This is a genomic window from Alcaligenes sp. SDU_A2 (assembly GCF_038237375.1).
Classification (GTDB): domain Bacteria; phylum Pseudomonadota; class Gammaproteobacteria; order Burkholderiales; family Burkholderiaceae_B; genus Alcaligenes.
Genome location: NZ_CP151273.1, coordinates 1391622 through 1414087, shown reverse-complemented (window position 1 = coordinate 1414087; position 22466 = coordinate 1391622). Strand labels below are relative to the sequence as shown.

The 22466-nt window shown below is 59.9% G+C and carries 20 protein-coding genes; 9 read left to right on the top strand and 11 right to left on the bottom strand.

Features of this window, described 5'->3' with window-relative positions; translation table 11 throughout:
- The first annotated feature begins 62 nt into the window (after nucleotides 1-62).
- From ehuC to ehuA, 3 genes are read left to right on the top strand one after another with little or no spacing between them, the layout of a single operon-like run.
- The gene (gene ehuC / locus AADW57_RS06645) at nucleotides 63-734 is read left to right on the top strand and encodes an ectoine/hydroxyectoine ABC transporter permease subunit EhuC (RefSeq protein ID WP_341669261.1); all 672 of its coding nucleotides are present in this window, start codon (nucleotides 63-65) and stop codon (nucleotides 732-734) included.
- A gap of 2 nt (nucleotides 735-736) precedes the next feature.
- Nucleotides 737-1429: an ectoine/hydroxyectoine ABC transporter permease subunit EhuD gene (gene ehuD / locus AADW57_RS06640; protein ID WP_341669260.1), complete on the top strand. Its 693-nt coding sequence runs from the start codon at nucleotides 737-739 to the stop codon at nucleotides 1427-1429.
- The gene (gene ehuA, locus AADW57_RS06635; protein ID WP_341669259.1) at nucleotides 1426-2217 is read left to right on the top strand and encodes an ectoine/hydroxyectoine ABC transporter ATP-binding protein EhuA; all 792 of its coding nucleotides are present in this window, start codon (nucleotides 1426-1428) and stop codon (nucleotides 2215-2217) included. Before ehuD ends, ehuA begins: the two co-directional genes overlap by 4 nt.
- 151 nt (nucleotides 2218-2368) lie before the next feature.
- On the opposite strand, the gene thpD is transcribed toward ehuA, so the two are convergent.
- The 6 genes from thpD to tldD form a co-directional block, all read right to left on the bottom strand.
- Complete coding sequence (thpD, locus tag AADW57_RS06630) at nucleotides 2369-3298, bottom strand: ectoine hydroxylase (RefSeq protein WP_341669258.1); 930 nt, start codon at nucleotides 3296-3298, stop codon at nucleotides 2369-2371.
- Nucleotides 3299-3316: 18 nt separating this feature from the next.
- Entirely contained in the window at nucleotides 3317-3712 is a 396-nt protein-coding gene (locus tag AADW57_RS06625; protein ID WP_341669257.1) for an ectoine synthase, read from the bottom strand.
- Nucleotides 3712-5019, bottom strand: coding sequence for a diaminobutyrate--2-oxoglutarate transaminase (gene ectB, locus AADW57_RS06620; RefSeq protein WP_341669256.1), 1308 nt, complete (start codon nucleotides 5017-5019; stop codon nucleotides 3712-3714). The genes AADW57_RS06625 and ectB overlap by 1 nt, the downstream gene beginning before the upstream one ends.
- Nucleotides 5020-5107: 88 nt before the next feature.
- Entirely contained in the window at nucleotides 5108-5614 is a 507-nt protein-coding gene (ectA, locus tag AADW57_RS06615; RefSeq protein ID WP_341669255.1) for a diaminobutyrate acetyltransferase, read from the bottom strand.
- Nucleotides 5615-5655: 41 nt separating this feature from the next.
- Nucleotides 5656-6183, bottom strand: a complete 528-nt coding sequence (locus tag AADW57_RS06610) for a MarR family winged helix-turn-helix transcriptional regulator (RefSeq protein ID WP_341669254.1) — start codon at nucleotides 6181-6183, stop codon at nucleotides 5656-5658.
- Between the two features lie 1071 nt (nucleotides 6184-7254).
- Nucleotides 7255-8715 carry a metalloprotease TldD gene (tldD, locus tag AADW57_RS06605; protein ID WP_341669253.1) on the bottom strand — a complete coding sequence of 487 codons (1461 nt, stop codon included), beginning with the start codon at nucleotides 8713-8715 and terminating at the stop codon, nucleotides 7255-7257.
- Nucleotides 8716-9252: 537 nt separating this feature from the next.
- On the opposite strand from tldD, the gene AADW57_RS06600 reads away from it, so the two are divergent.
- Nucleotides 9253-9600: an H-NS histone family protein gene (locus tag AADW57_RS06600; RefSeq protein ID WP_341669252.1), complete on the top strand. Its 348-nt coding sequence runs from the start codon at nucleotides 9253-9255 to the stop codon at nucleotides 9598-9600.
- Nucleotides 9601-9693: 93 nt separating this feature from the next.
- On the opposite strand, the gene AADW57_RS06595 is transcribed toward AADW57_RS06600, so the two are convergent.
- Entirely contained in the window at nucleotides 9694-10341 is a 648-nt protein-coding gene (locus tag AADW57_RS06595) for a DUF4136 domain-containing protein (protein WP_341669251.1), read from the bottom strand.
- Between the two features lie 161 nt (nucleotides 10342-10502).
- Between AADW57_RS06595 and pepN the strand changes: the two genes are divergently transcribed.
- Nucleotides 10503-13181: an aminopeptidase N gene (gene pepN / locus AADW57_RS06590; RefSeq protein WP_341669250.1), complete on the top strand. Its 2679-nt coding sequence runs from the start codon at nucleotides 10503-10505 to the stop codon at nucleotides 13179-13181.
- A complete protein-coding gene (locus AADW57_RS06585) occupies nucleotides 13144-14205 on the top strand; it encodes a class 1 fructose-bisphosphatase (protein ID WP_341669249.1) in 1062 nt (353 codons plus the stop codon). The genes pepN and AADW57_RS06585 overlap by 38 nt, the downstream gene beginning before the upstream one ends.
- A 437-nt stretch (nucleotides 14206-14642) precedes the next feature.
- Here the strand turns inward: AADW57_RS06585 and AADW57_RS06580 are convergent, their stop codons facing one another.
- On the bottom strand, nucleotides 14643-15629 hold the full coding sequence (locus AADW57_RS06580) for a quinone oxidoreductase family protein (protein WP_341669248.1): 987 nt from the start codon (nucleotides 15627-15629) through the stop codon (nucleotides 14643-14645).
- 158 nt (nucleotides 15630-15787) lie between these two features.
- On the opposite strand from AADW57_RS06580, the gene AADW57_RS06575 reads away from it, so the two are divergent.
- A complete protein-coding gene (locus AADW57_RS06575) occupies nucleotides 15788-16651 on the top strand; it encodes a DMT family transporter (protein WP_341669247.1) in 864 nt (287 codons plus the stop codon).
- On the opposite strand, the gene AADW57_RS06570 is transcribed toward AADW57_RS06575, so the two are convergent.
- The 3 genes from AADW57_RS06570 to AADW57_RS06560 form a co-directional block, all read right to left on the bottom strand.
- Nucleotides 16652-17722, bottom strand: a complete 1071-nt coding sequence (locus AADW57_RS06570) for a tartrate dehydrogenase (protein ID WP_341669246.1) — start codon at nucleotides 17720-17722, stop codon at nucleotides 16652-16654.
- An 85-nt stretch (nucleotides 17723-17807) separates the two neighbouring features.
- Nucleotides 17808-18746 carry a 2-hydroxyacid dehydrogenase gene (locus tag AADW57_RS06565; protein WP_341669245.1) on the bottom strand — a complete coding sequence of 313 codons (939 nt, stop codon included), beginning with the start codon at nucleotides 18744-18746 and terminating at the stop codon, nucleotides 17808-17810.
- The gene (locus AADW57_RS06560) at nucleotides 18746-20254 is read right to left on the bottom strand and encodes a helicase HerA-like domain-containing protein (RefSeq protein WP_341669244.1); all 1509 of its coding nucleotides are present in this window, start codon (nucleotides 20252-20254) and stop codon (nucleotides 18746-18748) included. The genes AADW57_RS06565 and AADW57_RS06560 overlap by 1 nt, the downstream gene beginning before the upstream one ends.
- Before the next feature lie 138 nt (nucleotides 20255-20392).
- Between AADW57_RS06560 and AADW57_RS06555 the strand changes: the two genes are divergently transcribed.
- Together AADW57_RS06555 and purD are read left to right on the top strand one after the other, a co-directional pair.
- Entirely contained in the window at nucleotides 20393-21121 is a 729-nt protein-coding gene (locus tag AADW57_RS06555; protein ID WP_341669243.1) for a YebC/PmpR family DNA-binding transcriptional regulator, read from the top strand.
- A 53-nt stretch (nucleotides 21122-21174) separates the two neighbouring features.
- Complete coding sequence (gene purD / locus AADW57_RS06550) at nucleotides 21175-22464, top strand: phosphoribosylamine--glycine ligase (RefSeq protein ID WP_341669242.1); 1290 nt, start codon at nucleotides 21175-21177, stop codon at nucleotides 22462-22464.
- Nucleotides 22465-22466: the final 2 nt, after the last annotated feature.

The following is a 22466-nucleotide window of genomic DNA, read 5'->3' as shown; positions in this document are numbered from 1 at the left end:
CGCCTTGGCGCACTTTCCATCCAGGCGGGCTACGCGCCCCCCGCCTTTATTCGGAACCCTCTATGGATTGGCTTAGCTATAGCGCCCCCCTGCTGGAGGGGGCCTGGGTCACGGCCGAGCTGACGCTGTACTCGACCATGCTGGGCGGGCTGCTGTCTTTTGCTCTGGGCATCGGCAAACTGTCGCGCAATCTGGGCGTGCGCACGCTGTCTGTGACCATTATTGAAGTTTTTCGTGGCACCTCCTTGCTGGTGCAATTGTTCTGGCTGTATTTTGCCTTGCCCATTCTGGGGCAAGCCATAGGCCTGGACTTGCGCCTGCCGCCCGTGGTGGCCGGCACCTTGGCCCTGAGCCTGAATATCGGCGCCTATGGAGCCGAAGTAGTGCGTGGCGCGCTGCAAGCCGTACCTCCTGCTCAGTTGGAAGCGGCTAAAGCCCTTGATTTCACAGAACGCCAGACACTCTGGCGCATCAGCCTGCCCCAAGCCATACCAGAAATGATGCCCAGTTTCGGCAATCTGGCGGTGCAGAACCTGAAAGACACCGCCCTGGTGTCGCTGATCAGTCTGGGCGACCTGGCCTTCCGGGCCGAGCAGATCCGTAACTTCACCCAGGACAGCACCACCATCTACACCTTGCTGCTGCTGATGTACTTTGGCATGGCACTGGTACTGACCGCTCTGATGAAACTGATCGAGCGCGCCACCGGCCGGTGGCGCGCCACAAGGAGCTAACCATGCTGTTTGGCATTGAATGGGACACAAGCAGTAATTGGGCCTTTGCCGTCTCTATCCTGCCCATTTTGCTCAAGGGGCTGTGGGTCACGATCCAGGCCACCGTTCTGGGTTTTCTGGTGGCCGCTGTCCTGGGCCTGATTCTGGCTGGCCTGAAAAGCGTACGACTGCGCCTGATTTCCTGGCCCGCGTATGTCCTGACAGAGTTTCTGCGCGACACACCGCTGCTGGTGCAATTGTTTTTCCTGTACTACGTGCTGCCCGACTACGGTATTGTGCTGCCGGCCTTTCTGACCGGCGCGCTGGCCTTGGGCGTGCAGTACAGCGCCTATTTGTCCGAGGTCTACCGAGCCGGTCTGGAATCGGTCACCCACGGCCAGACCGAGGCCGCCCGGTCGCTGGATTTGTCGCCGCTACGCACGTTCGGCGTCATCGTCCTGCCGCAGGCCATTCCACGCATCATCCCTGCCATGGGCAACTACCTGGTCTCCATCATGAAGGATGTACCGGTCCTGTCGGTGGTCTCCGTGCTGGAAATGCTGAATGTGGCAAAAATCATCGGCGATCGCACGTTCAACTACATCATCCCCCTGTCCATGGTGGGCGGCCTGTATCTGGTCATGACGCTGCTGGCTTCGGCCGGCGTGCGCGCCCTGGACACCCGCCTGCCCAAACAAGGAATTCCGCTACGATGACCACGCAAAACGACGCCCCCATCATCCAATTCGAGCAGGTCACCAAAAAATTCGGTGACCTGACGGTGCTGGACGCACTCGACTTTCAAGTACAACGCGGCGAAAAAGTCAGCATCATCGGCCCGTCCGGTTCTGGCAAATCCACAGTGCTGCGCATCTTGATGACATTGGAAAATATCGATGCAGGCATGATTACGGTGGCTGGCAAGCCGCTCTGGCACGAACAAGCCAGCGACGGCCAACTGGTGACCGCTGGAGAAAAACACCTGCGCCAGATGCGCAAGGAAATGGGCATGGTGTTTCAGCAGTTCAATCTGTTCCCGCATATGTCCGTCATGCGCAATGTGACAGAAGCCCCGGAACACGTATTGGGCCTGTCCCGGCAAGAGGCGCGCGAACGCGCCGAGCAGTACCTGGAACTGGTCGGGCTGATCGATCAGGCCGATAAGTTTCCCAGCCAGCTCTCGGGCGGCCAACAGCAGCGCGTCGGCATCGCCCGCGCCCTGGCCATGCGCCCCAACATCATGCTGTTCGACGAGCCGACCTCGGCACTGGACCCCGAACTGGTGGGCGAAGTGCTGGGCGTCATCCAGAAGCTGGTCCAGGAACACGATCTGACCATTTTGCTGGTGACGCACGAAATGCAGTTTGCCAAAGAAATCTCCGATCGCGTGTGCTTTTTCGATAAGGGCGTCATCGTCGAATCGGCCCCGCCCGAGCAATTGTTCAGCCACCCGCAACACGCCCGCACCCAGGAGTTTCTGAGCAACTTCATCAACCCGTCCTAAGCGCCAGCCGCGCCCATCAATCGCGTGCTTCCCCTACTATCTCAAGCCTGCCCGCAACGCAGTAAACAACTCTTCTCAACGGTGTCAGGCACAAAAAACCCCTTGAGGACAACGTCCCAAGGGGTTTAATCCAATCTGCTTCAGCAAACGGCTAGTTCGACGGATCAAGCAAACGGCCTTCTAAGGGCTTGAGCATAGCAAAGCGACCACGCGTCGCGACGTGCTCGGGCCGTGGCTGCAGGCCGTATTTCGGGTCCTGCACGCTATTTTCCATGCTGTTGTACACGGTAAAGACATTGGCGCGCGGCCAGGGCGAAATATTGCTGGCCGAACCGTGCATGGTATTGCAGTCAAAAAAGATGACTGAACCCGCCTTGGCGGTAATGGCTTCGATACCGCCCTTATCGACCAATAAACGCAAACTGATCGGATCGGGCACGCCATATTCCTGTTTGCGCAAGGACTCCTTGTAATGCCCATCGGGGGTGATGCCTTCGCAGGACACAAACTGGCGATGCGAGCCGGGAACCAACATCAACGGGCCGTTGCAGACGTTGTTATCGGTCAGCAACACGGAACAACTTAGCGCGCGCATCTGCGGCATGCCATCTTCGACATGCCAGGTCTCGAAGTCCGAATGCCAGTAAAACTCCTTGCCTGTAAAGCCAGGCTTCAGATTGGCACGCGACTGATGTACGTAAACGTCCGAGCCCAGAATCTGACGCGCCACATCCAGCACGCGCGGATCGCGTACCAGACGGGCAATCAAAGGACTTAAATCGTGCACCCGGAAAATAGAACGTACGGCCTGGCTGCCTTTTTCGACGACAGCCTCTTCGCGCTTCAGAATGGCCGGATCGGTGCTCATACCCTGCACGTCGGCCAACAGGCTGCGCACCTCCTGCGCGGAAAACACATCCGGCAAGAGCAAAAAACCATTGTCTTCGTATTCCCGCAACTGAGCGGCCGACAAGGGCCGGCTCCCGACCGGCGTGTCATACACCACCGGCTCCTGACGGGCCACAATCGCCGCTCCCCGCTCGGTACGCGAGGCGTACCGGTCTGTCATCATTACAGTCATGATGGCCTCCTTCCTGATTCAATCCGCATCCGCGACCAAAGGATATACACCTTTGGCGTCATGAACTTCCTGCCCGGTCAGGGGCGGGTTAAAGACGCAGATCACGCGCAGCGGCTTTTCTCCGCCACGCAACCAATGTTCATCGTGCTGATCCAGCGCATAAACAACGCCTGGACCCAGCGCATACTTTTTGCCGTCGGCAATCGTTTCAATTTCGCCGTCACCCTCCACGCACCAGACCGCTTCCAGATGGTTCTGATAATGGATATGTGTTTCGGTGCCCGGGAAAATAACGGTTTCGTGGAACGAAAATCCCATGCCGTCCTTTTTCAGCAGCACGCGACGGCTGACCCAATTCTCGGTGCGAACCTCGTCGCTTGTTCCAATGACGTCTTGTACATTCTTGACCAGCATCAGCGTGCTCCTCCCAGTTTCAATACCCGTGCTTTAGTGGTGCGCTGCGACAGACACTGCGCCACGCTGCGTTCGATGATGTTCAAGCCCTGCGCCAACTGCTCGCTATCTATCGTCAGGGCCGGCAGCAGCTTGAGCACTTCGTCGTGCGCGCCCGAGGTTTCGATCACCAATCCTTGCTCGAAGGCCTGGGCGGCAATCCGATTGGCCAGCCCTTCGCCCGGCACGGTCACCAACCCCTGGATCAGACCGCGTCCCCGCACGCTCAGGCCGGCATCGGGATAGCTATGCACCAGGTTCTCCAGCCAGTCGCGCACCTGGCGCTCTTTGGCCTGGACTTGCTGCTCGAAGGCATCGTCCGCCCAGTACGTTTCCAAAGCCTGCGCGGCCGTGACAAAGGCCAGATTGTTGCCCCGGAACGTACCGTTATGCGCACCAGGCTTCCAGATATCCAGCTCGGGGCGCAGCAGCACCAGTGACATGGGTAGACCAAAGCCTGACAGCGATTTAGACAGCGTGATGATGTCGGGGCTGATGCCGGCTTGCTCGAAGCTGAAAAAGCGGCCTGTGCGTCCGCAGCCGACCTGAATGTCGTCCACGATCAGCAACATGTCGTGCTCGCGGCACAGCCGTTGCAGTTCGCGCAACCAGCGCTGGGTGGCCACATTGACCCCGCCTTCGCCCTGCACCGTTTCCACGATGACAGCGGCAGGATGATCCAGCCCGCTGCTGGGATCTTCCAGCAGGCGCTCGAAATACGCCATGGTGTTGACATCCGGTCCCAGATAGCCGTCATAGGGCATAAAGGTCGTATTTCCCAGCGCAACACCGGCGGCACCACGGAACTTGGCATTGGCTGTCGCCGCCAGCGACCCCATGCTGACACCATGAAACCCGTGCGTGAAAGAAACGATGTTCTGACGTCCTTTGATCTGCCGCGCCAGTTTCAGCGCCGCTTCGACGGCATTGGTGCCGGTCGGGCCGGTAAATTGGAGCCGGTAATTCCAGCCGCGCGGCTTGAGCAACACCCTGTCCACGGACTCCAGAAAATACTTCTTGGCGCTGGTGGCCATATCCAGTCCGTGAACCACGCCATCGGTGTGCAGGTACTCGATCAGTTTGTCTTTCAGGTGGGGATTATTGTGGCCGTAGTTCAAGGTTCCCGCGCCACTGAAAAAATCGATGTACTGCCTGCCGCTTTCATCTTCCAGCACTGAACCGCGTGCCTTATTAAAGACCACTGGGAAGGACCGGACGTAGCCTCTGACTTCGGACTCCATCCGGTCGAAAATTTTCAAGTCAGTCATGTTTCCTCTCCTGGTTGTTGGACGCCCCTCCTCAAGCCGCCCGCATGCGCAGGGCCAGCATTGAACGTCCTGTTGCGTAGGGATCTCCTCAGGCTGCGCCCAAGGGACCGATTCGTAACAGAGGTTCGGCGTCGTGGGCCTGCCGGCCAAACAACGTCGATTGAAAAAATTCCTGCTCCTGCAAGGGCGCTTGCCAGCGCCGGGCCATTGCGTTGAACAGACCGCGCGAAGCCAGATTGTCCGGGCTAACCGTGGTTTCCAGAAAACGCAGCGCGCAGCCGTCCAGACGCTGCTTCAGGTGCTCCAGCATGGTCTGTCCCAGCCGCTGCCCCCTGGCGCGCTGATGCACGGCCACTTGCCAGACAAACAGCACTTCGGGCTGATCCGGCAAAAAATAGGCGGAAATAAAGCCGTCCACATGGCCAGCGCGTTCGGCAAGCACACAGGTATGACGGAAGTGCTGGCAAAGCAGCAGGTAGACGTAGACAGAATTGAGATCCAGAGGCGGGCACTCTGCGATCAACTGATGGATGGCGGCGGCATCTTGTGTCTGGGGAGCCCGCAGTACCAGATCCTGGCTTGTTGCGGGCCCCACCGGGGCCGCTGTGGATGTGGGGGATAGGTCGGTATATAGAGTCAAACCACAAGCCCGGATTCAGGGGGCACGTCTCCCTCCGGGACCTCCAGTATCGGCGATACGGCATCGCCGGCCTCCGTGGGCGATTCCGGATCTGAGTCTATCAAACGGACGATGCGCTCCAGCGACAGCGTCATGGTGGCCTGCTCCAGCTCGGGCAGCTCTTTCAAGGCATCGGCCAGTTTCTTTTGCAGAGGCGAGGGCGTGTCACGCGCCAGTTCCACACCTTCGGGGGTTGCGCTGACGAACACGATGCGGCGGTCTTCCCGCCCCCGTTCGCGCAGCACCAGTTTCTTGTCTTCCAGACGGTCCAAAATACCCACCACCGTACTGGGGCTGACATGCATTTCGCGACTGATAGCCGTGGCGGTAAGCGGCCCTTTTTCAATGATTGTGCGCAAGCAGATCAGTTGGGGGGCCGTGATGTTGCTATAGGCGGATAGTTGCCGAGAATGCAGGGCAATCGAGCGGGTAATACGACGCAAAGCCCGCAGGATGCGCAGATCGTATTGTTGGTCAGTAGTCATTTAATTAGCCAAGCAAAATAGTTCAGCACAATTCATTCGCACTGAAATAATATGATTAGTAAAGATGTAAGTCAAACAGGTTTGGGCGATAGGATACACCTTGAAACACACGCACGCGTGTAGTGGCCGGGCGCACCTGCGGGCATCCGATAAGGCAAAAAAAACCTGCCCGCAGGCAGATTTCAGACTGCTGACAAACTCCGCTGCTGCACCCATGTCTGTTTGCTCAGCCCAAACACATGTTCGGACCGTCGGGCGAACACATCCCTATGTCGCGTTCGGTCGTTGAGCGAAGCAGAAACGACATCGAAGAAGGTGAGTCCGGCGGCCCTGAGTCGGCGGGCTGGGGCCTTCGCCCGCGCTGCGCGCCGGTTCCCTTGCCGGCTGGCCGGGACAGGCACCCCGTTAACTCGCCGCATGGTTCGTGCCGAACCATAAGCGCGCGTCTCAAACAGAACGGGGCTTGCCCCCTGTCCCGGCCAGCCGTCGGCGGCGAATGCCCTGACTCGCCCGCCGACTCAGGGCCACCGAACTCACCCTGGCAACGTGATGGTTTCAGGCCCAAGGCCCATCGACCAACCCTACCAGGCGGGAGCTCTCTCGGTCGCCCCTAGTCTTGCTATCCGTGAATCTCCCATAGACCAAGGGTTGAAATCTATGCCATCAGGGCTTCGAGCCGCTCAAGGCGCACGCTGAACGGGGCAGGCGGGTCAGATGGCTCGCCGCAGGCGGGGCGCGAGGACGGGAGGCACGTGTCGTGCTGTTTGACGGCGGCGCTTGTTGCTTGTCCGGCGGACAAGCGACCCGCCGGAGTTCACGACGCGCCCGGCCCCGCGAACCGACCAGGGCACCGGCGCGCAGCGCCGGCAAGCCGTCAGCCTGCCCCGTTCAGCGTGCGCCTTGAGCGGCGTCTATAGAAAACCGGTTCGGCAATGAACATCGGCAGCCGAACGGAATGCAAAAAAAAGCCAGCCCACATTCAAGGGCTGGCAAGAGGATTTTACGCAAAGGGTTATCAGCAGTCTTGAACCTGCCCGCAGGCAGGTTTAAGCAACATGGCTGATCGCCCGACTAGGCTGTGCCGCCCACCGTCAGGTTCTCCATGCGCACGGTGGGAATACCCACGCCCACCGGCACGCTCTGGCCTTCTTTGCCGCAGGTACCCACGCCCGGATCGAGCTGCATATCGTTGCCTATCATGGTGACCTGATTCATGGCGTCCGGACCGTTACCGATCAGGGTGGCCCCTTTGACCGGGTACATCAGCTTGCCGTTTTCTATGACCCAGGCCTCGGAAGCAGAGAAAACAAACTTGCCGCTGGTGATATCCACCTGGCCACCGCCGAAATCGACGGCATACAAACCTTTTTTAACCGAAGCGATGATTTCTTGCGGGTCCTGATCGCCGCCCAGCATAAAGGTGTTGGTCATGCGCGGCATGGGCAAGCTGGCATAGGATTCACGCCGGCCATTGCCGGTCACGGCGGTATTCATAAGACGGGCATTGTGCGTGTCTTGCAGATAGCCTTTCAAAATACCGTCCTCGATCAAGACAGTGCGCTGGGTTTGGTTGCCTTCGTCGTCGATATTGAGCGAGCCGCGTCGGTTAGCCAGGGTACCGTCATCAATCACGGTGACGCCCTTGGAGGCCACGCGCTCGCCAATGCGGCCCGAAAACACACTGCTGCCGCGCCGGTTGAAATCGCCCTCCAGGCCATGGCCTACCGCTTCGTGCAACATGACGCCGGGCCAGCCCGGCCCAAGCACGACGGTCATCTGGCCTGCCGGAGCCGGCTGCGCCTGCAGATTGGTTCTGGCCGAACGCACGGCTTTGTCCACGTAGGTCCGCAGTAGATCGTCCGAGAAATACGCCAGATCCACACGGCCGCCGCCCGATGCCGAACCGCGTTCGCGGCGACCATTTTCCTCGACGATGACGGACAGCGACAAATGCACCAAAGGGCGCACATCGGCAGCCAGACGACCATCGCTACCGGCCACCAACACCACATCGTATTCGGCTCCCAGACTGGCCATGACCTGCACCACCCGTGGGTCGGCCGCGCGCGCCAATGCATCCAGACGCCCCAGCAACGCCACCTTGTCCGGAGCGGACAGACTGCTGATGGGATCGATACCCGTATACAAAGCAGGCCGGGCCGATTTGGCCGGAACCAGCACGCCGCCTGCACCGTTGCCGCCCTGGCGGGCAATGGAGCGCACGACGCGGGCCGAGGACAGCAACGCATCCTGGCTAATAGAGTCTGAATAGGCAAAAGCGGTTTTTTCGCCGCTGAGCGCACGCACGCCCACGCCTTGCTCAATCGAAAAACTGCCGCTTTTGACAATGCCCTCGTCCAGGCTCCAGCCTTCGCTGCGCGTGTACTGAAAGTACAGGTCGGCATAATCCGCCTGATGGGTCAGTATTTCGCCCAGCGCGCCGGACAAATGGGACTCGTTCAGTCCCCAAGGCTCCAGAAGCAGGCCACGGGCGCAGGCCAACGCATCGATGGCGGGATCAACAAGCTTCATTCTTTTATTCCTACTAACAAATCGATTGCGGCGCTACTGCGCCAGGGGGCAATCATTTTTTATCGCGATGCCGCACCTTGCCAGAGCGGCCGGGGCGCGCGAAAAGAATCCATCACAGCATTAAAACAGAATGCGCTGCGGCGCGCGATGGCCTGGTGTGTTTCACCCACGCGCAACGTCCGCTCCCCCATCATGACATGACATAGCTGTGCGCTTAGTCGCGACATTCCGTGAATATAGATGCAAATTATTTCGTGCAAATGCATTAAAAATCCATATAGCCATACCATTTCCATATAAACCTATTCGAAAATATGATAACCCCCCATCAGAATAATTAATCACTACTGGTGATTCAATTATCAAGCTGACAAATCGATTACAGAATTCAAGGGTGACATCGAATTAAAATTTAATTTTTTTCATTCGGCTCTTATATTTTTCAAAAATTCAAAGTAAACTGTTTTCGCATGATAAACACGCGCTCGCGCAGGCAGCGTTTATCTGATAATTACAATCACTAAACAGGAATCCAACATGTCCGTCGAAACATACAGCTCTGCCAAGCAGAAGATAGAAAAAGAGATTCTGCGGTTGCAAAAGCAGATGAAATCCCTAAAGGTCAAGCAGCGCCGTCCTATCATCGCTTCCATCGTGAAGTCCATGCAGGACAACGAAATCACGCTTGAAGAAGTAGCCGAAGCTCTGGAAAAAACCTCTGCGCGCGGTTCTTCCGCCGGCTCTGCCGAACCCAAAGCCAGCCTGCCTCCAAAGTATCGCCATCCCGCGACACAAGACACCTGGACAGGACGTGGCCGCCCTCCGCGCTGGATCATCGACGCCGAAGCGCAAGGCCAAAGCCGCGAAGACTTCCTGATCAAGTAAGTCTTGCAGGTGCCAGCAAAAAGGGACAGCATGCATATGCTGTCCCTTTCTCGTTTATTCAATACATTTACAGAATAGTTCAGGTCCGATCCATCAAGGTTTAGGCAAGGAATACTCAATATCGATCACTTGGCCATTATTGCCAGGAAAATGATCAAATATGGCCTGGGACAAATAAGGCATCTGCACCGCCAGATTGTCCGACTGACTATAACTGACTGCCGTAGCGCGATAGACCTCGGCCTGCTGCTTGCGTTTATCTTTAATTACCACGCTCAGATAATTTCGATAGATCGTGACCGGCACATTAACAACCGGCGGGGAATAAAAGAAACCACCCGCTAAGCCGTCATTGGGCGCGTAGTAACCGCGCCCCATGCCCCAACCCATGGGGCCATAGAAACTGTCCGCATATTGGGGCACCCAGGTCTGCTCCTGCGGATTGCCGTAATCGATTTCCACCACAAAACGCGCCGCAGCGCCATCTTTAGCCTCGACCAGACCGGTCACACCAATCGCGGCGCGCACCGAATCGGCAAAAGACTGATATTCCAGATTACTGCTCTGGGCCGGACTGGATGCTAAATGGTAGGTTTCCCCCTGTGTCTGATCCGGCCATTGTTGGTAACGAGTCAGTTTCGCCGACCAGCTGGGCGCTGCGCATCCCGTCGCCAACATCACCAGACTCAAGGCCGCCAAACGAGCCGTACGCACAGAAAATATTGCTGAAAAAATAGTCATGGCATTCGCCCTTGAAAAATATCCTGTTCCTGCCGCCCTGCATTGCCCATACCGACATAAAGCGCAGCGCATCTATTTAGTGTACCGCTGCCCCGGCCTGCCGCCCCGCCCGTCAAACAACATTACAATAGGCACATCTATTTCTTTGATTGTCGGACTCCATGCGCACAGATACCCAAGCCACGATCTCTCGCCAGGATTACCAGCCTTACCCGTACCGGATTGATCACGTACGACTGGAATTTGACCTGGCAGCCGAACAGACGCATGTGCGTCTGCAGTTTCGCGCCAGCAGCCTGAACGGCGAGGCGGCCGCGCTGGTACTGGATGGCGAGGACATCGAACTGATCGAAGTCTGCCTGGACGGCCAGGCACTGTCCCCCCAGGACTATCAGTTGACCGCCCAGGGCCTGACCCTGCACCCGCAGCGTGCGCAGGTCGAGGTCAGCCTGCTTAGCCGTTGCCGCCCACTGGACAATACCTCCCTGATGGGGCTGTACGTCTCGGGCCAGCATCTGTTTACGCAATGCGAAGCCCAGGGCTTTCGGCGCATCACCTTTTTCCCCGACCGCCCGGATGTCATGGCGCGCTACGAAGTCGTGCTGCGGGCCGATCCGACCGCCTACCCCACTTTGCTGTCCAACGGCAATCTGCTAAGTAGCGAAACCTTGCCGGACGGCCGCCAGCAGGCCATCTGGCAAGACCCATTCCCCAAGCCCTCGTATCTGTTTGCCCTGGTGGCCGGCCAATTCGATCTGCGCGAACGCGAAATCACCAAGGCCGACGGCCGTCCTGCCCTGCTGCAGGTCTATTGCGACCGTGGCGATGGCGATAAAACCGAATGGGCCATGCAATGCCTGGAGAACTCTGTGCGTTGGGACGAGCAACGCTTCGGACTGGCGCTGGATCTGGACCGCTTCATGATTGTCGCGGCGCGCGACTTCAATATGGGGGCCATGGAAAACAAAGGGCTGAATATTTTCAATTCCGCCTATGTGCTGGCCGATGCGCAAAGTACCACCGATGCTTCGTTCCGCGCCGTGGAAGCGGTGATCGGCCACGAATACTTTCATAACTGGACCGGCAACCGAGTCACCTGCCGCGACTGGTTCCAGTTATCCCTGAAAGAGGGGCTGACGGTCTTTCGCGACCAGGAGTTCTCCGGCGACATGCTGGCCCAAGGGCTGGACGGTGCTCAAGCCGCCAGCGCGCGGGCCGTCAAACGCATCGACGATGTCAGCGTGCTGCGGGCCGCTCAATTTCCCGAAGATGCCGGCCCGATGGCCCACCCCATTCGCCCCGAGAGCTATCAGGAAATCAGCAACTTCTATACGGCCACCATTTACGAAAAAGGGGCCGAAGTCATACGCATGCAGCACACTTTACTGGGCGAAGAAGGCTTTCAGGCCGGCATGCGTGAATATTTCCGCCGTCACGATGGCCAGGCCGTCACCTGCGACGATTTCGTGGACGCCATGGACAGCGTCTATCGCGTTCGCCACCCGGGCCGCGACCTGAGCCAATTCCGCCGCTGGTACGAACAGGCAGGCACGCCACGCGTGCATGTCCATCTCCAGCACGACCCTGACGCCCAGACCTGCACGCTTACGCTGACGCAAAGCAATCCGCCTGCCGGCATCGAATCCAAATCCGTCGCCAAGCCGCCTTTGCATATCCCTTTTGCCCTGGGCATGCTGGATCAAGAAGGCCGCCCCCTGACGCTACACCTGGACGGAAACAGCGCCGACACCCTGGTGCTGGACTTCACCCAGCAAGAACAGAGCTGGACCTTTGCACATATACCCCAGCCGCCTGTGCTGTCTTTACTGCGCAATTTCTCCGCTCCGGTGCGCGTGGAATACTATCGCCCAGACGCCGAACTGGCGCTGCTGGCCGGCCACGACCCCGACCCCTTTGCCCGCTGGGAAGCCGCCCAGTTGCTGGCCACCCGACTGATTCTGGCGCGTGCAGCCGGACGCACGCCGTCGCCCAGCCAGACGGCAACCCTGGTACAGACCTGGCGTGCGCTGCTGCAAGACCCGGCCCTGAGTCCGGCCTACAAAGCCCGCATCCTGGCTCTGCCCAGCGAACGCGAGCTGCTGGAGCAAACCCAGCCCATGACGCCGCGCGCCATTGTGCAGGTTCGCCGTCAATTGCAACGGGAACTGGGGCTGGCCCTGACTCCTTATTGGCAAGAGCTGTACCAGTTCCTGAGCCTGGAACACCCTGACTACAGCCCGGACGCCCTGCAGGCCGGCACACGTTCGCTGCGCAATCTGGCGCTGGCCTACCTGATGGCCGCAGGCGTCAGCGCAGGCGCTCAACTGGCCCGTAACCAATATGACAAAGCCAGCAATATGACCGACCGCATGGGCGCGCTCAGCCAACTGGTCAACTACGGTTCGGAACAGGACAGGCTGGACGGACTGGAGGATTTTTTCCAGCGCTGGCAACACAATCCGCTGGTGCTGGATCGCTGGTTTACCCTGCAGGCGACCGCGCCCGGCACAGCGGTGGACCAAGTCCGCGCCCTGATGCTGCATCCGGCTTTCTCGCTGCGCAATCCCAACCGCGCCCGCTCGTTGATCTTTCAGTTCTGCATCAATAATCTACACGGCGTGCACTGCCCCGAAGGCTACGAGTTCTGGGCCGAACAGGTTATTGCGCTGGACAAGCTCAATCCCGAAATATCTGCCCGCTTGGCCCGTGTCTTCGATAACTGGGCCCGTTTCGAGCCGGCCGCGCGCGCGGGCCTGAAACAGGCGCTCGAACGCATTCAGGCCGAACCCGGCCTGTCGGGCAATGTGGCCGAAATCGTACACAAGGCACTTACTCTTTGATTACCCGGAGTCTCTCTTGAAGAAAAACCTCACTCAGTATCTGGTCGAGCAGCAACGCCAAAAGCAGACCGTCACCGCCGATGTCCGCCTTTTGCTGGAAACCGTGGCACGCGCCTGCAAGGCCATCGGTCATGCCGTCAGCAAAGGTGCCCTGGGCGGCGTCCTGGGCAGTCTTGGTACCGAAAACGTGCAAGGCGAAGTACAAAAGAAACTGGACGTGCTGTCCAACGAAATCCTGCTGGAAGCCAACGAATGGGGCGGTAATCTGGCGGCCATGGCTTCCGAAGAAATGGACACCCTGCACCGGATTCCCGACTATTACCCCAAAGGCGAGAACCTGCTTTTGTTCGATCCCCTGGACGGTTCGTCCAATATCGATGTGAATGTCTCGATCGGCACGATTTTTTCGGTGCTGAGCGTACCTGAAGAAGCGCGCAGCCGCCTGATCCAGGAACAAGATTTCCTGCAACCGGGCGTGCGCCAAGTCGCCGCAGGCTATGCCATTTACGGCCCCCAGACCATGCTGGTGCTGTCCGTGGGCGACGGCGTGGCCGCCTTTACGCTGGACAAGGAAATGGGGTCCTGGGTGCTGACCACCGAGCGCGTCACCATTCCCGAAGACACCGCCGAATTCGCCATCAATATGTCCAACATGCGCCACTGGGAAGCTCCGGTCAAGCGCTACATCGACGACTGCCTGGCCGGCGCACAAGGCCCGCTGGGCAAAAACTACAATATGCGCTGGATCGCTTCGATGGTGGCGGATGTACACCGCATCCTGACCCGCGGCGGCGTGTTCATGTACCCGCGCGATGCACGTGAATCGGGCCGCAAGGGCAAGCTGCGCCTGATGTACGAAGCCAACCCCATGAGCTTTCTGGTCGAGCAGGCCGGCGGCCTGTCCATAGACGGCAGCCAGCGCATCCTGGACGTGCAGCCGACCGAACTGCACCAGCGCATCGGTGTCATCCTGGGTTCGCGCAACGAAGTCGAACGCATCCGCCAGTATCACGAACAAGGCTAATGCAGACTCAGTAAAAGAGTCGTTCTTGGGCGCAATGCCAGTCAGTCAGGCACTGACTGGCATTTTTTTTGCTTCTTCGAGAAATTGAGAGGATTCCTGTGTATTGGGCGGGCCGTTTGGGTCAAGCAGACCGGTGCTGTTCTTGCCAGGCCGGCCACAGCGGGCCGGTGGGCGAGTCAGGGCCTTCGCCGCAGGCGGGATGCCAGGGCGGGAGACAAGGGGCGTGCTGTTCGAGCAGGACGCTTGTGATTCGTCCGGTGGACGAATCACCCTGCGAGTTCACGCCCCGCCCGCCCCAGTATCCTGACCAGGGAACCCGCGCGCAGCGCGGGCGAAGGACCCAGCCAAGCCGGCCCGCTGTGGCCGGCCTGGCGAGAACCCAGGTTTCTTTCTGCTTAGCCCAAACAGCGCGATATCCTCGTACACTGCCCAACGTATCAGTCCAGCGTCAGCACCGTAGAGCCTATGGTGCGACGGGCAGCCAGGGCTTCGTGCGCCTGTCCCACCTGTTCCAAGGGGAAGCGCTGGCCGATCAGCACCTTGATCTTGCCCTGCACGACCATGCCGAACAATTCGTCGGCGGCCTCTTGCATCGCCTGCTGCGTAGGCACATAAGCACCCAGAACAGGCCGCGTCACGTACAAAGACCCCTTGGCCGCCAAGGTGCCCAGATTAACTCCGGTAACCGGCCCCGACGCATTGCCGAAACTGACCAGCAAGCCGCGCGGCTGCAGGCAATCCAGGGAACGCTCCCAGGTGTCCTTACCCACACCGTCGTACACTACCGGCACTTTCTGGCCGCCGGTCAGTTCCAGCACGCGCTGCACCACGTCTTCACGGGAATAATCGATCACTTCCCACGCGCCGTGCTCTTTGGCCAGGGCCGCCTTTTCGGGACTGGACGCCGTGCCGATCAGCTTCACGCCCAGGGCCCGCGCCCATTGGCAGGCGTACAAGCCCACGCCACCAGCCGCCGCATGGAACAAGATCGTCTGGCCCTCGTGTACGCGGTAGGTCTGGCGCAGCAAATACCAGCAGGTCAAGCCCTTGAGCATCAGGGCTGCCGCCTGCTCGAAAGACACGGCATCGGGAATGCGCACCACCCGGTCCGCAGGCACATTGCGGGCCTGCGCATACGCGCCCAGCGGGCTTTGCCCATACGCCACTCGGTCGCCCACCTTCAGGTGCGTGACCGCGGCCCCGACCGCCTCTACCACGCCGGCCGCCTCGAACCCCAAACCGTGCGGCAAGGGGGCGCTGTAAAGACCATTACGGTAGTAAATATCGATAAAATTCAGACCCACGGCCTTTTGCCGAATGGTGACCTCATTTTCCTGAGGTGCCGGCAAGTCCACCATTGCCCACTGCAATACTTCCGGTCCGCCGTTGTGCTCTATGCGTATCGCCTTGACCTTCTGACTCACGGTTTTACTCCTTCGATGACGGCTGCGCGCGACAAGTTCGTTAGAATGGCGCAGTGCGTACATGCCATAGCGCCGCATCCGCGTTTCGCCTAGCGCCGCTCCTGGCCAAAAACACCAGAATAGCCTACTTTGATTCTCTTTTTGTCGGACTGTCCCCCATGACCCAGCAGCGCGCCCTGGTTTCCATTCACCTGGCAGCCCTTCTTTTCGGATTGACCGGCATCTTCGGCGAACTGATACAGGCCGGAGCCATGTTGATCACGGCCGGGCGGGCCAGCTTCGCCGTGCTGGCCTTGTTCATCAGCGTGCGCTCCCAAGGTCGACGCCTGCGCCAGGGCATGGGCCGACGCGACTACGGCACACTGCTGGCGGCGGCGGTCATGCTGTCCATACACTGGGCGACCTTCTTTGTGGCGGTAAAAGTGGGCGGCGTGGCCATTGCCACCCTGGGCTTTGCCAGCTTCCCCGCCTTCATTACCCTGTGCGAATGGGGGGTGCTGCGCGAACGCGTCACGGCCAGGGAATGGATCATTCTGGCACTGGTCACCTTCGGACTGCTCCTGGTCACCCCGTCTTTTGACTTCCAAGATCAGTCCACGATAGGTCTGGCCTGGGCGGTGGCATCGGGCTTTACCTTCGCCATGTTCACCATCATCAACCGGCGCGCCGCCAAGCATCTGCCCGCCCAGCAAGTAGCGTGGTGGGAAAACCTGTTCGTAGCCCTGATGTGCTGGCCTTTTGCCCTGCCCTTTCTGGGTCAGCCCGCGCTGCTGGACTGGTTCTGGATTGCGCTGCTGGGCGTCTTTTGCACAGCCTTGTCGCATTACCTGCTGGTATCGGCACTGACCGTGCTGAACGCGCGCAGCGCCGGCATCGTGATCGCGCTGGAACCCGTGTACGCCATTGTCTTTGCCGCCGTGCTGTTCGCACAGTACCCCAGCACACGCGCCTTGATCGGCGGTGCCATCATGATCGGAGCCATTACCTGGGCGGGGCTGCGCCCGCCCAAGCAAAGCACTTGATCAAGCCATAGCCTGCAGGGCTTGGGCCACTGCCTGACCGACCTGGCTGGTGCTGGCCTGACCGCCCAGGTCCGGCGTACGCGGCCCTTGCGACAAAACCTGCTCGATGGCCTGCACGACCTCAGCCGCCGCCTGGGGATAGCCTAAAAAGTCCAGCATCAAGGCACCGCTCCAGATCTGCCCGACCGGATTGGCAATCCCCTTGCCGTAAATATCCGGAGCCGAGCCGTGCACAGGTTCAAACAAAGATGGAAAGCGCCGCTCCGGATTCAGATTGGCCGAGGGAGCAATACCGATGGTGCCAGTGCATGCCGGGCCCAGATCCGACAAAATATCGCCAAACAAGTTAGAAGCCACGACCACATCGAACCAGTCCGGGTGCTGCACAAAGTGCGCGCACAAGATATCGATGTGATATTTGTCCCATTTAACGTCCGGGTACTGCGTGCCCATTTCAGCCAGACGCGCATTCCACCAAGGCATAGATATGGAAATGCCGTTGGACTTGGTGGCGCTGGTGACATGCTTGCCGCGCTTGCGGGCCAGCTCGAAGGCAAACTTCAGCACTCGGTCCGTGCCTGTGCGGGTAAAGACGCTTTCCTGAATGACGACCTCGCGCTCTGTACCCTCGAACAGAATGCCGCCGCTATTGGAATACTCGCCTTCGGTATTTTCGCGCACGATAAAAAAATCGATATCGCCCGGTTCGCGGCCCGCCAGTGGAGAGCGCACGCCCGGCATCAAGCGCACCGGCCGCAGATTAATGTACTGATCGAACTCGCGACGGAACTTGAACAAGGACTCCCACAGCGACACATGATCGGGCACCAGGTCCGGCCAGCCCATCGCACCGAAGTAAATGGCCTCCACATCCGATAATTGTGCTTTCCAATCCTGGGGCATCATGCGACCGTGTTGCTGATAATAGTCGGAACTCCAATCCAGCTGCTTCCAATCAAAGCGGATACCGTGGCGACGCGCGGCCACCTCCATGACCCGCAAGCCTTCCGGCATGACTTCCTTGCCTATCCCGTCCCCGGCAATCACGGCAATGCGATGTACTGCGCTCATTCCATCTCCTTGTGGTTTTTCAATGTCGTTATCGTAAAAAAAGCGCCGGCATCACAGCCGGCGCCGGACAGACAAAAAATAGCGTTCAATATCCCAGGCGGACATCGACCCGCCCTTCGGCCGGCTGGCCCTGATGCAGCAAGGCGATGCGCGAACCGATCTGCTCCAAGGCCTGCTCGCGCAGCGTAATGCCGGATATGTGCGGGGTGACCATGACGCCGGGATGGCCCCAGTAGGGATGATCGGCCGGCAAAGGCTCCTGCGTGAACACGTCCAGCAACGCTCCGGACAACTGGCCGCTGTCCAGGGCATCGAGCACATCTTGATCGACAATATGGGCACCGCGCGCCAGATTGATCAGATAGGCTCCCGGCTGCAAGCGGGACAAGGTATCTTCGTTGATCAGCCCGCGGGTCTGCGCCGTCAAGGGCAAGGCATTGACCAGAATGCGGCTAGCGGCCAGACAGTCATGCAGACCGGCCTGGCCGGCATAGGTGGGAAAATCAGCTTGGTGCAAGGTACGCGACCAGCCATGCACCGGATAACCCAGGCTGGCAATGACATCCGCCACCTTACGACCGATCACACCCAGACCCAGCACGGCCACCGGCCATTGTTTGCGATCGACAGGACGATGCGCCTTCCAGCGTCCCTCCCGCGCCTGCTCTTCGTAGGGGCGAAAACGGCCCGTGGCCTGCAGCACGCCATACAAAGCGTACTCGGCCATCTGCTCGGCCATGCCCGCGTCCTCGAGCCGGTACAAAGGCATATCCGATGGAATCGACGCCGCCATCGCATCCACGCCGGCACCCAGATTGAACACGGCTCGCACAGAGGGCTCCTGGCTGAACAGCAGCGGATCGGGTTGCCAGACCACGGCATACTGCGCGCCCGTTGCGGCTTGCCCAGGCTGAAACAGGTCCACGCGCCAATCGGGATAGGCATCACGGAAGTGCTGTGCCCAGCGCTGTGTTTCGGATTCGCGCGGCGTGGCCACGATCAGGTGGGGCTGTCCATTCAACATCAACGCTTGCCTCCCAGCAAAGAACCCAGCACGCCACGCAGCAGTTTCGTGGCCGCGCGCTTGGCCTCGGTCTTGACCATGCTTTGCACCAAGCCATCTTTTTTGCCTCCGCGCGGGCCGGTGGAACCAAAAAGAAAATCGTTCACAGCTCCCATCAAGCCGTCATCCGAGGCGGCAGGCGCGGCACCCGCGCCATTACCGCCGCCCGGCGCAGCAGCCGCCGGCGCGCTGTTCACCCGCTTGGCCAGCACTTCGTAGGCCGATTCACGATCCACGCCCTGGTCGTACTTCAGCCCCAACAAGGAAGCCTGGCGCACGGCCTGACGCTCGGCATCCGTGGCCGGACCGATGCGGCTGCCGGGTGCCACCAGCCACGCACGCTCGGTCGGGCTGGGACGCCCTTTGTCATCCAGCATGGACACCAGGGCTTCGCCCACCCCCAGTTCGGTGATGGCCGCCTCGATATCCAAGCCCGGATTGGGGCGCATCGTCTGGGCCGCCGTGCGCACGGCTTTCTGATCGCGCGGGGTAAAGGCACGCAAAGCGTGCTGCACGCGGTTGCCCAACTGACCCAGCACGGTGTCGGGGATATCCAGAGGGTTCTGGGTAACGAAATAAATTCCTACGCCCTTGGAGCGGATCAGGCGCACCACTTGTTCGACTTTCTCCAGCAAGGCCTTGGGCGCGCCCGTGAACAGTAGATGGGCTTCGTCAAAAAAGAACACCAGGCGCGGCTTGTCCAGGTCGCCCACTTCGGGCAAACGCTCGTACAGATCGGCCAGCATCCACAATAAAAACACGGCGTACAAACGCGGCGATTGCATCAACTTGTCGGCCGCCAGCACATTGATCATGCCCCGCCCCGATGCGTCGGTGCGTATCCAGTCCATGACATCCAAGGCCGGCTCGCCAAAGAAACGGTCCGCCCCTTCGGTTTCCAGGCGCAGCAAGGCGCGCTGGATGGCCCCCACACTGGCAGCCGACACATTGCCATATTGCGCGCGCAGTTCTGTGGCGCGATCGGCCACGTTCTGCAACATCGCGCGCAGATCCTTCAGGTCCAGCACCAGTTGGCCTTCGTCGTCCGCGACCCGAAACACAATATTCAGTATGCCTTCCTGGGTATCGTTCAACTCCAGCATGCGGCCCAGCAGCAAGGGGCCCATGTCCGAAACCGTGGCACGTACCGGATGTCCCTGTTGGCCGAAAATATCCCAGAAAGCCACCGGATTGCCGCCCCAGAGCGGTTCGGGCAAATGCAGTTTCTGCAAACGCTCCTGCAGTTTGGGATTAGGCTGGGCGGCCTGGGAAACACCGCTCAGGTCGCCCTTGGCATCGGCCATGAAAACCGGCGTGCCTTGGCGCGAGAAAGCTTCGGCCAGCACCTGCAGGGTGACGGTTTTGCCCGTCCCTGTGGCACCCGTGATACAGCCGTGGCGGTTAGCCAGGGCGGGCAGCAGATACACAGGCGTGTCGCCGTGCTGGGCAAGCAAAATGGGATCGGCCATGATCGTTTGTTACCTTCCGGATAGAATGCCAAATGGCTAAATTCTAGCGACTTTCGCCGGGGCTCGGGCCTTCGGTCCCAGTCGGGTTAAAATAACTTCACTTTTCTTGAATGTAGACTACTGAATTGGTAATACCTTATGGCCGGACATAGTAAATGGGCAAATATCCAGCACCGCAAAGGACGGCAGGACGCCAAGCGCGGCAAGCTCTGGACCAAGATCATTCGTGAAATCACCGTGGCCGCGCGTGCCGGCGGTGCCGATCCCGATGCCAACCCACGCCTGCGCATGGCCTGGGACAAGGCGACGGCCGCGAACATGCCCAAAGACAACATCATGCGCGCGATCCAGCGTGGATCGGGCGGCGCAGACGATGCCAACTATGAAGAAATCCGCTATGAAGGCTACGGCATCAACGGTGCCGCCGTCATTGTGGACTGCATGACCGATAACCGTCAGCGTACAGTCTCGGACGTACGCCATGCCTTCACCAAGAACGGCGGCAACCTGGGCCTGGACGGCTCGGTGGTGTTCCAGTTCCGCCATTGCGGCCAGTTCCTGTTCGCGCCAGGCACCTCCGAGGACACCGTCATGGAGATCGCCCTGGAAGCCGGTGCCGACGATGTGCTGACCGACGACGAAGGCCTGATCGAAGTGCTGTGCCCGCCCTCGGACTATCCCGCCGTCAAGGCCGCCTTCGAAGCCGCCGCGCTGGCACCTGAAGTCGAAGGCATCGTCATGAAAGCCCTGAACGAAACCGAGCTGTCCGGCGACGATGCAGCCAAGATGCAAAAACTGCTGGATGCGCTGGAAGGCCTGGACGATGTCCAGGAGGTCTACACCACCGCCGTCATGGACGAAGCCTGACCCTATTGATTTCCAAAAACTCTTCTTTGCGGGCCCAGCCCGAATTCATCACTATGAAGCTACTTGTTGTCGGCAACGGCGGCCGTGAACACGCCTTGGCCTGGCGCCTGGCCCAGTCCCCCCGCGTGCAGTTGGTATACGTCGCCCCGGGCAATGGCGGCACGGCGCGCGCCGAACGCATCAAGAATCTGGACATCACCGATATCCAGGAACTGATCGCCTTCGTGCAGCAGGAAAAAATCGCCTTTACAGTCGTGGGCCCGGAAGCGCCCCTGGCCGCCGGCATCGTGGATGCCTTTCGTGCCGCCGGTCTGAAGATATTCGGCCCCACCCAGGCAGCCGCCCAACTGGAAAGCTCCAAGGATTACGCCAAGGCCTTCATGGTCCGCCACAAAATCCCCACGGCGGCCTACCAGACCTTTACCGATCCGGATGCCGCCAAGGACTACATACGCCAGCAAGGCGCGCCCATCGTGGTCAAGGCCGACGGTCTGGCAGCCGGCAAGGGCGTGATCGTAGCCACCACGCTGGAAGAAGCGCTTGATGCCATCGACAGCATTCTGGGGGACGGGCGCTTCGGCGCGGCCGGCGCGCGCGTGGTCGTGGAAGAATGCCTGACCGGCGAGGAAGCCAGCTTCATCGTCATGTGCGACGGCAAGAACGTGCTGCCCATGGCCACCAGCCAGGATCACAAGCGCCTGAAAGATGGCGACCAGGGCCCCAACACTGGCGGCATGGGGGCTTATTCACCCGCGCCTATCGTCAGCCCCACGCTGCACAACCGCATCATGCGCGAAGTCATCCTGCCGACCATGCAAGGCATGGCCAAAGAAGGGTTGCCCTACAGCGGTTTCCTGTATGCAGGCGTCATGATAGGCGAAGGACCGGACGCCACCCGCCCCATCAAGGTGTTGGAATACAACTGCCGCATGGGCGACCCGGAAACCCAGCCCATCATGATGCGCATCAAAAGCGACCTGACCGAAACATTCGAGCTGGCCCTGGCCGGTAAACTGGACGAGGCCACCATTGATTGGGACCGGCGCACCGCCATCGGCGTGGTGCTGGCGGCAGCCCACTATCCCGACACGCCGCGCACAGGCGATCCCATCGTCCAGTTCGCGCCGGATACCGACACCTGCGTCACCTTCCACGCCGGCACGCGCCTGGACGGCGACACTATCGTCACCACGGGCGGACGGGTGCTGTGCGTCACCGCATTGGCCGATTCGATCCGCCGCGCCCAAGAAGCGGCCTACCAGGCCATTTCCCAAACGCACTTCGATGGCAAGCAGTTCCGCACCGACATCGGTTGGCGCGCCCTGCCCGCCGGCGAATCCTGATA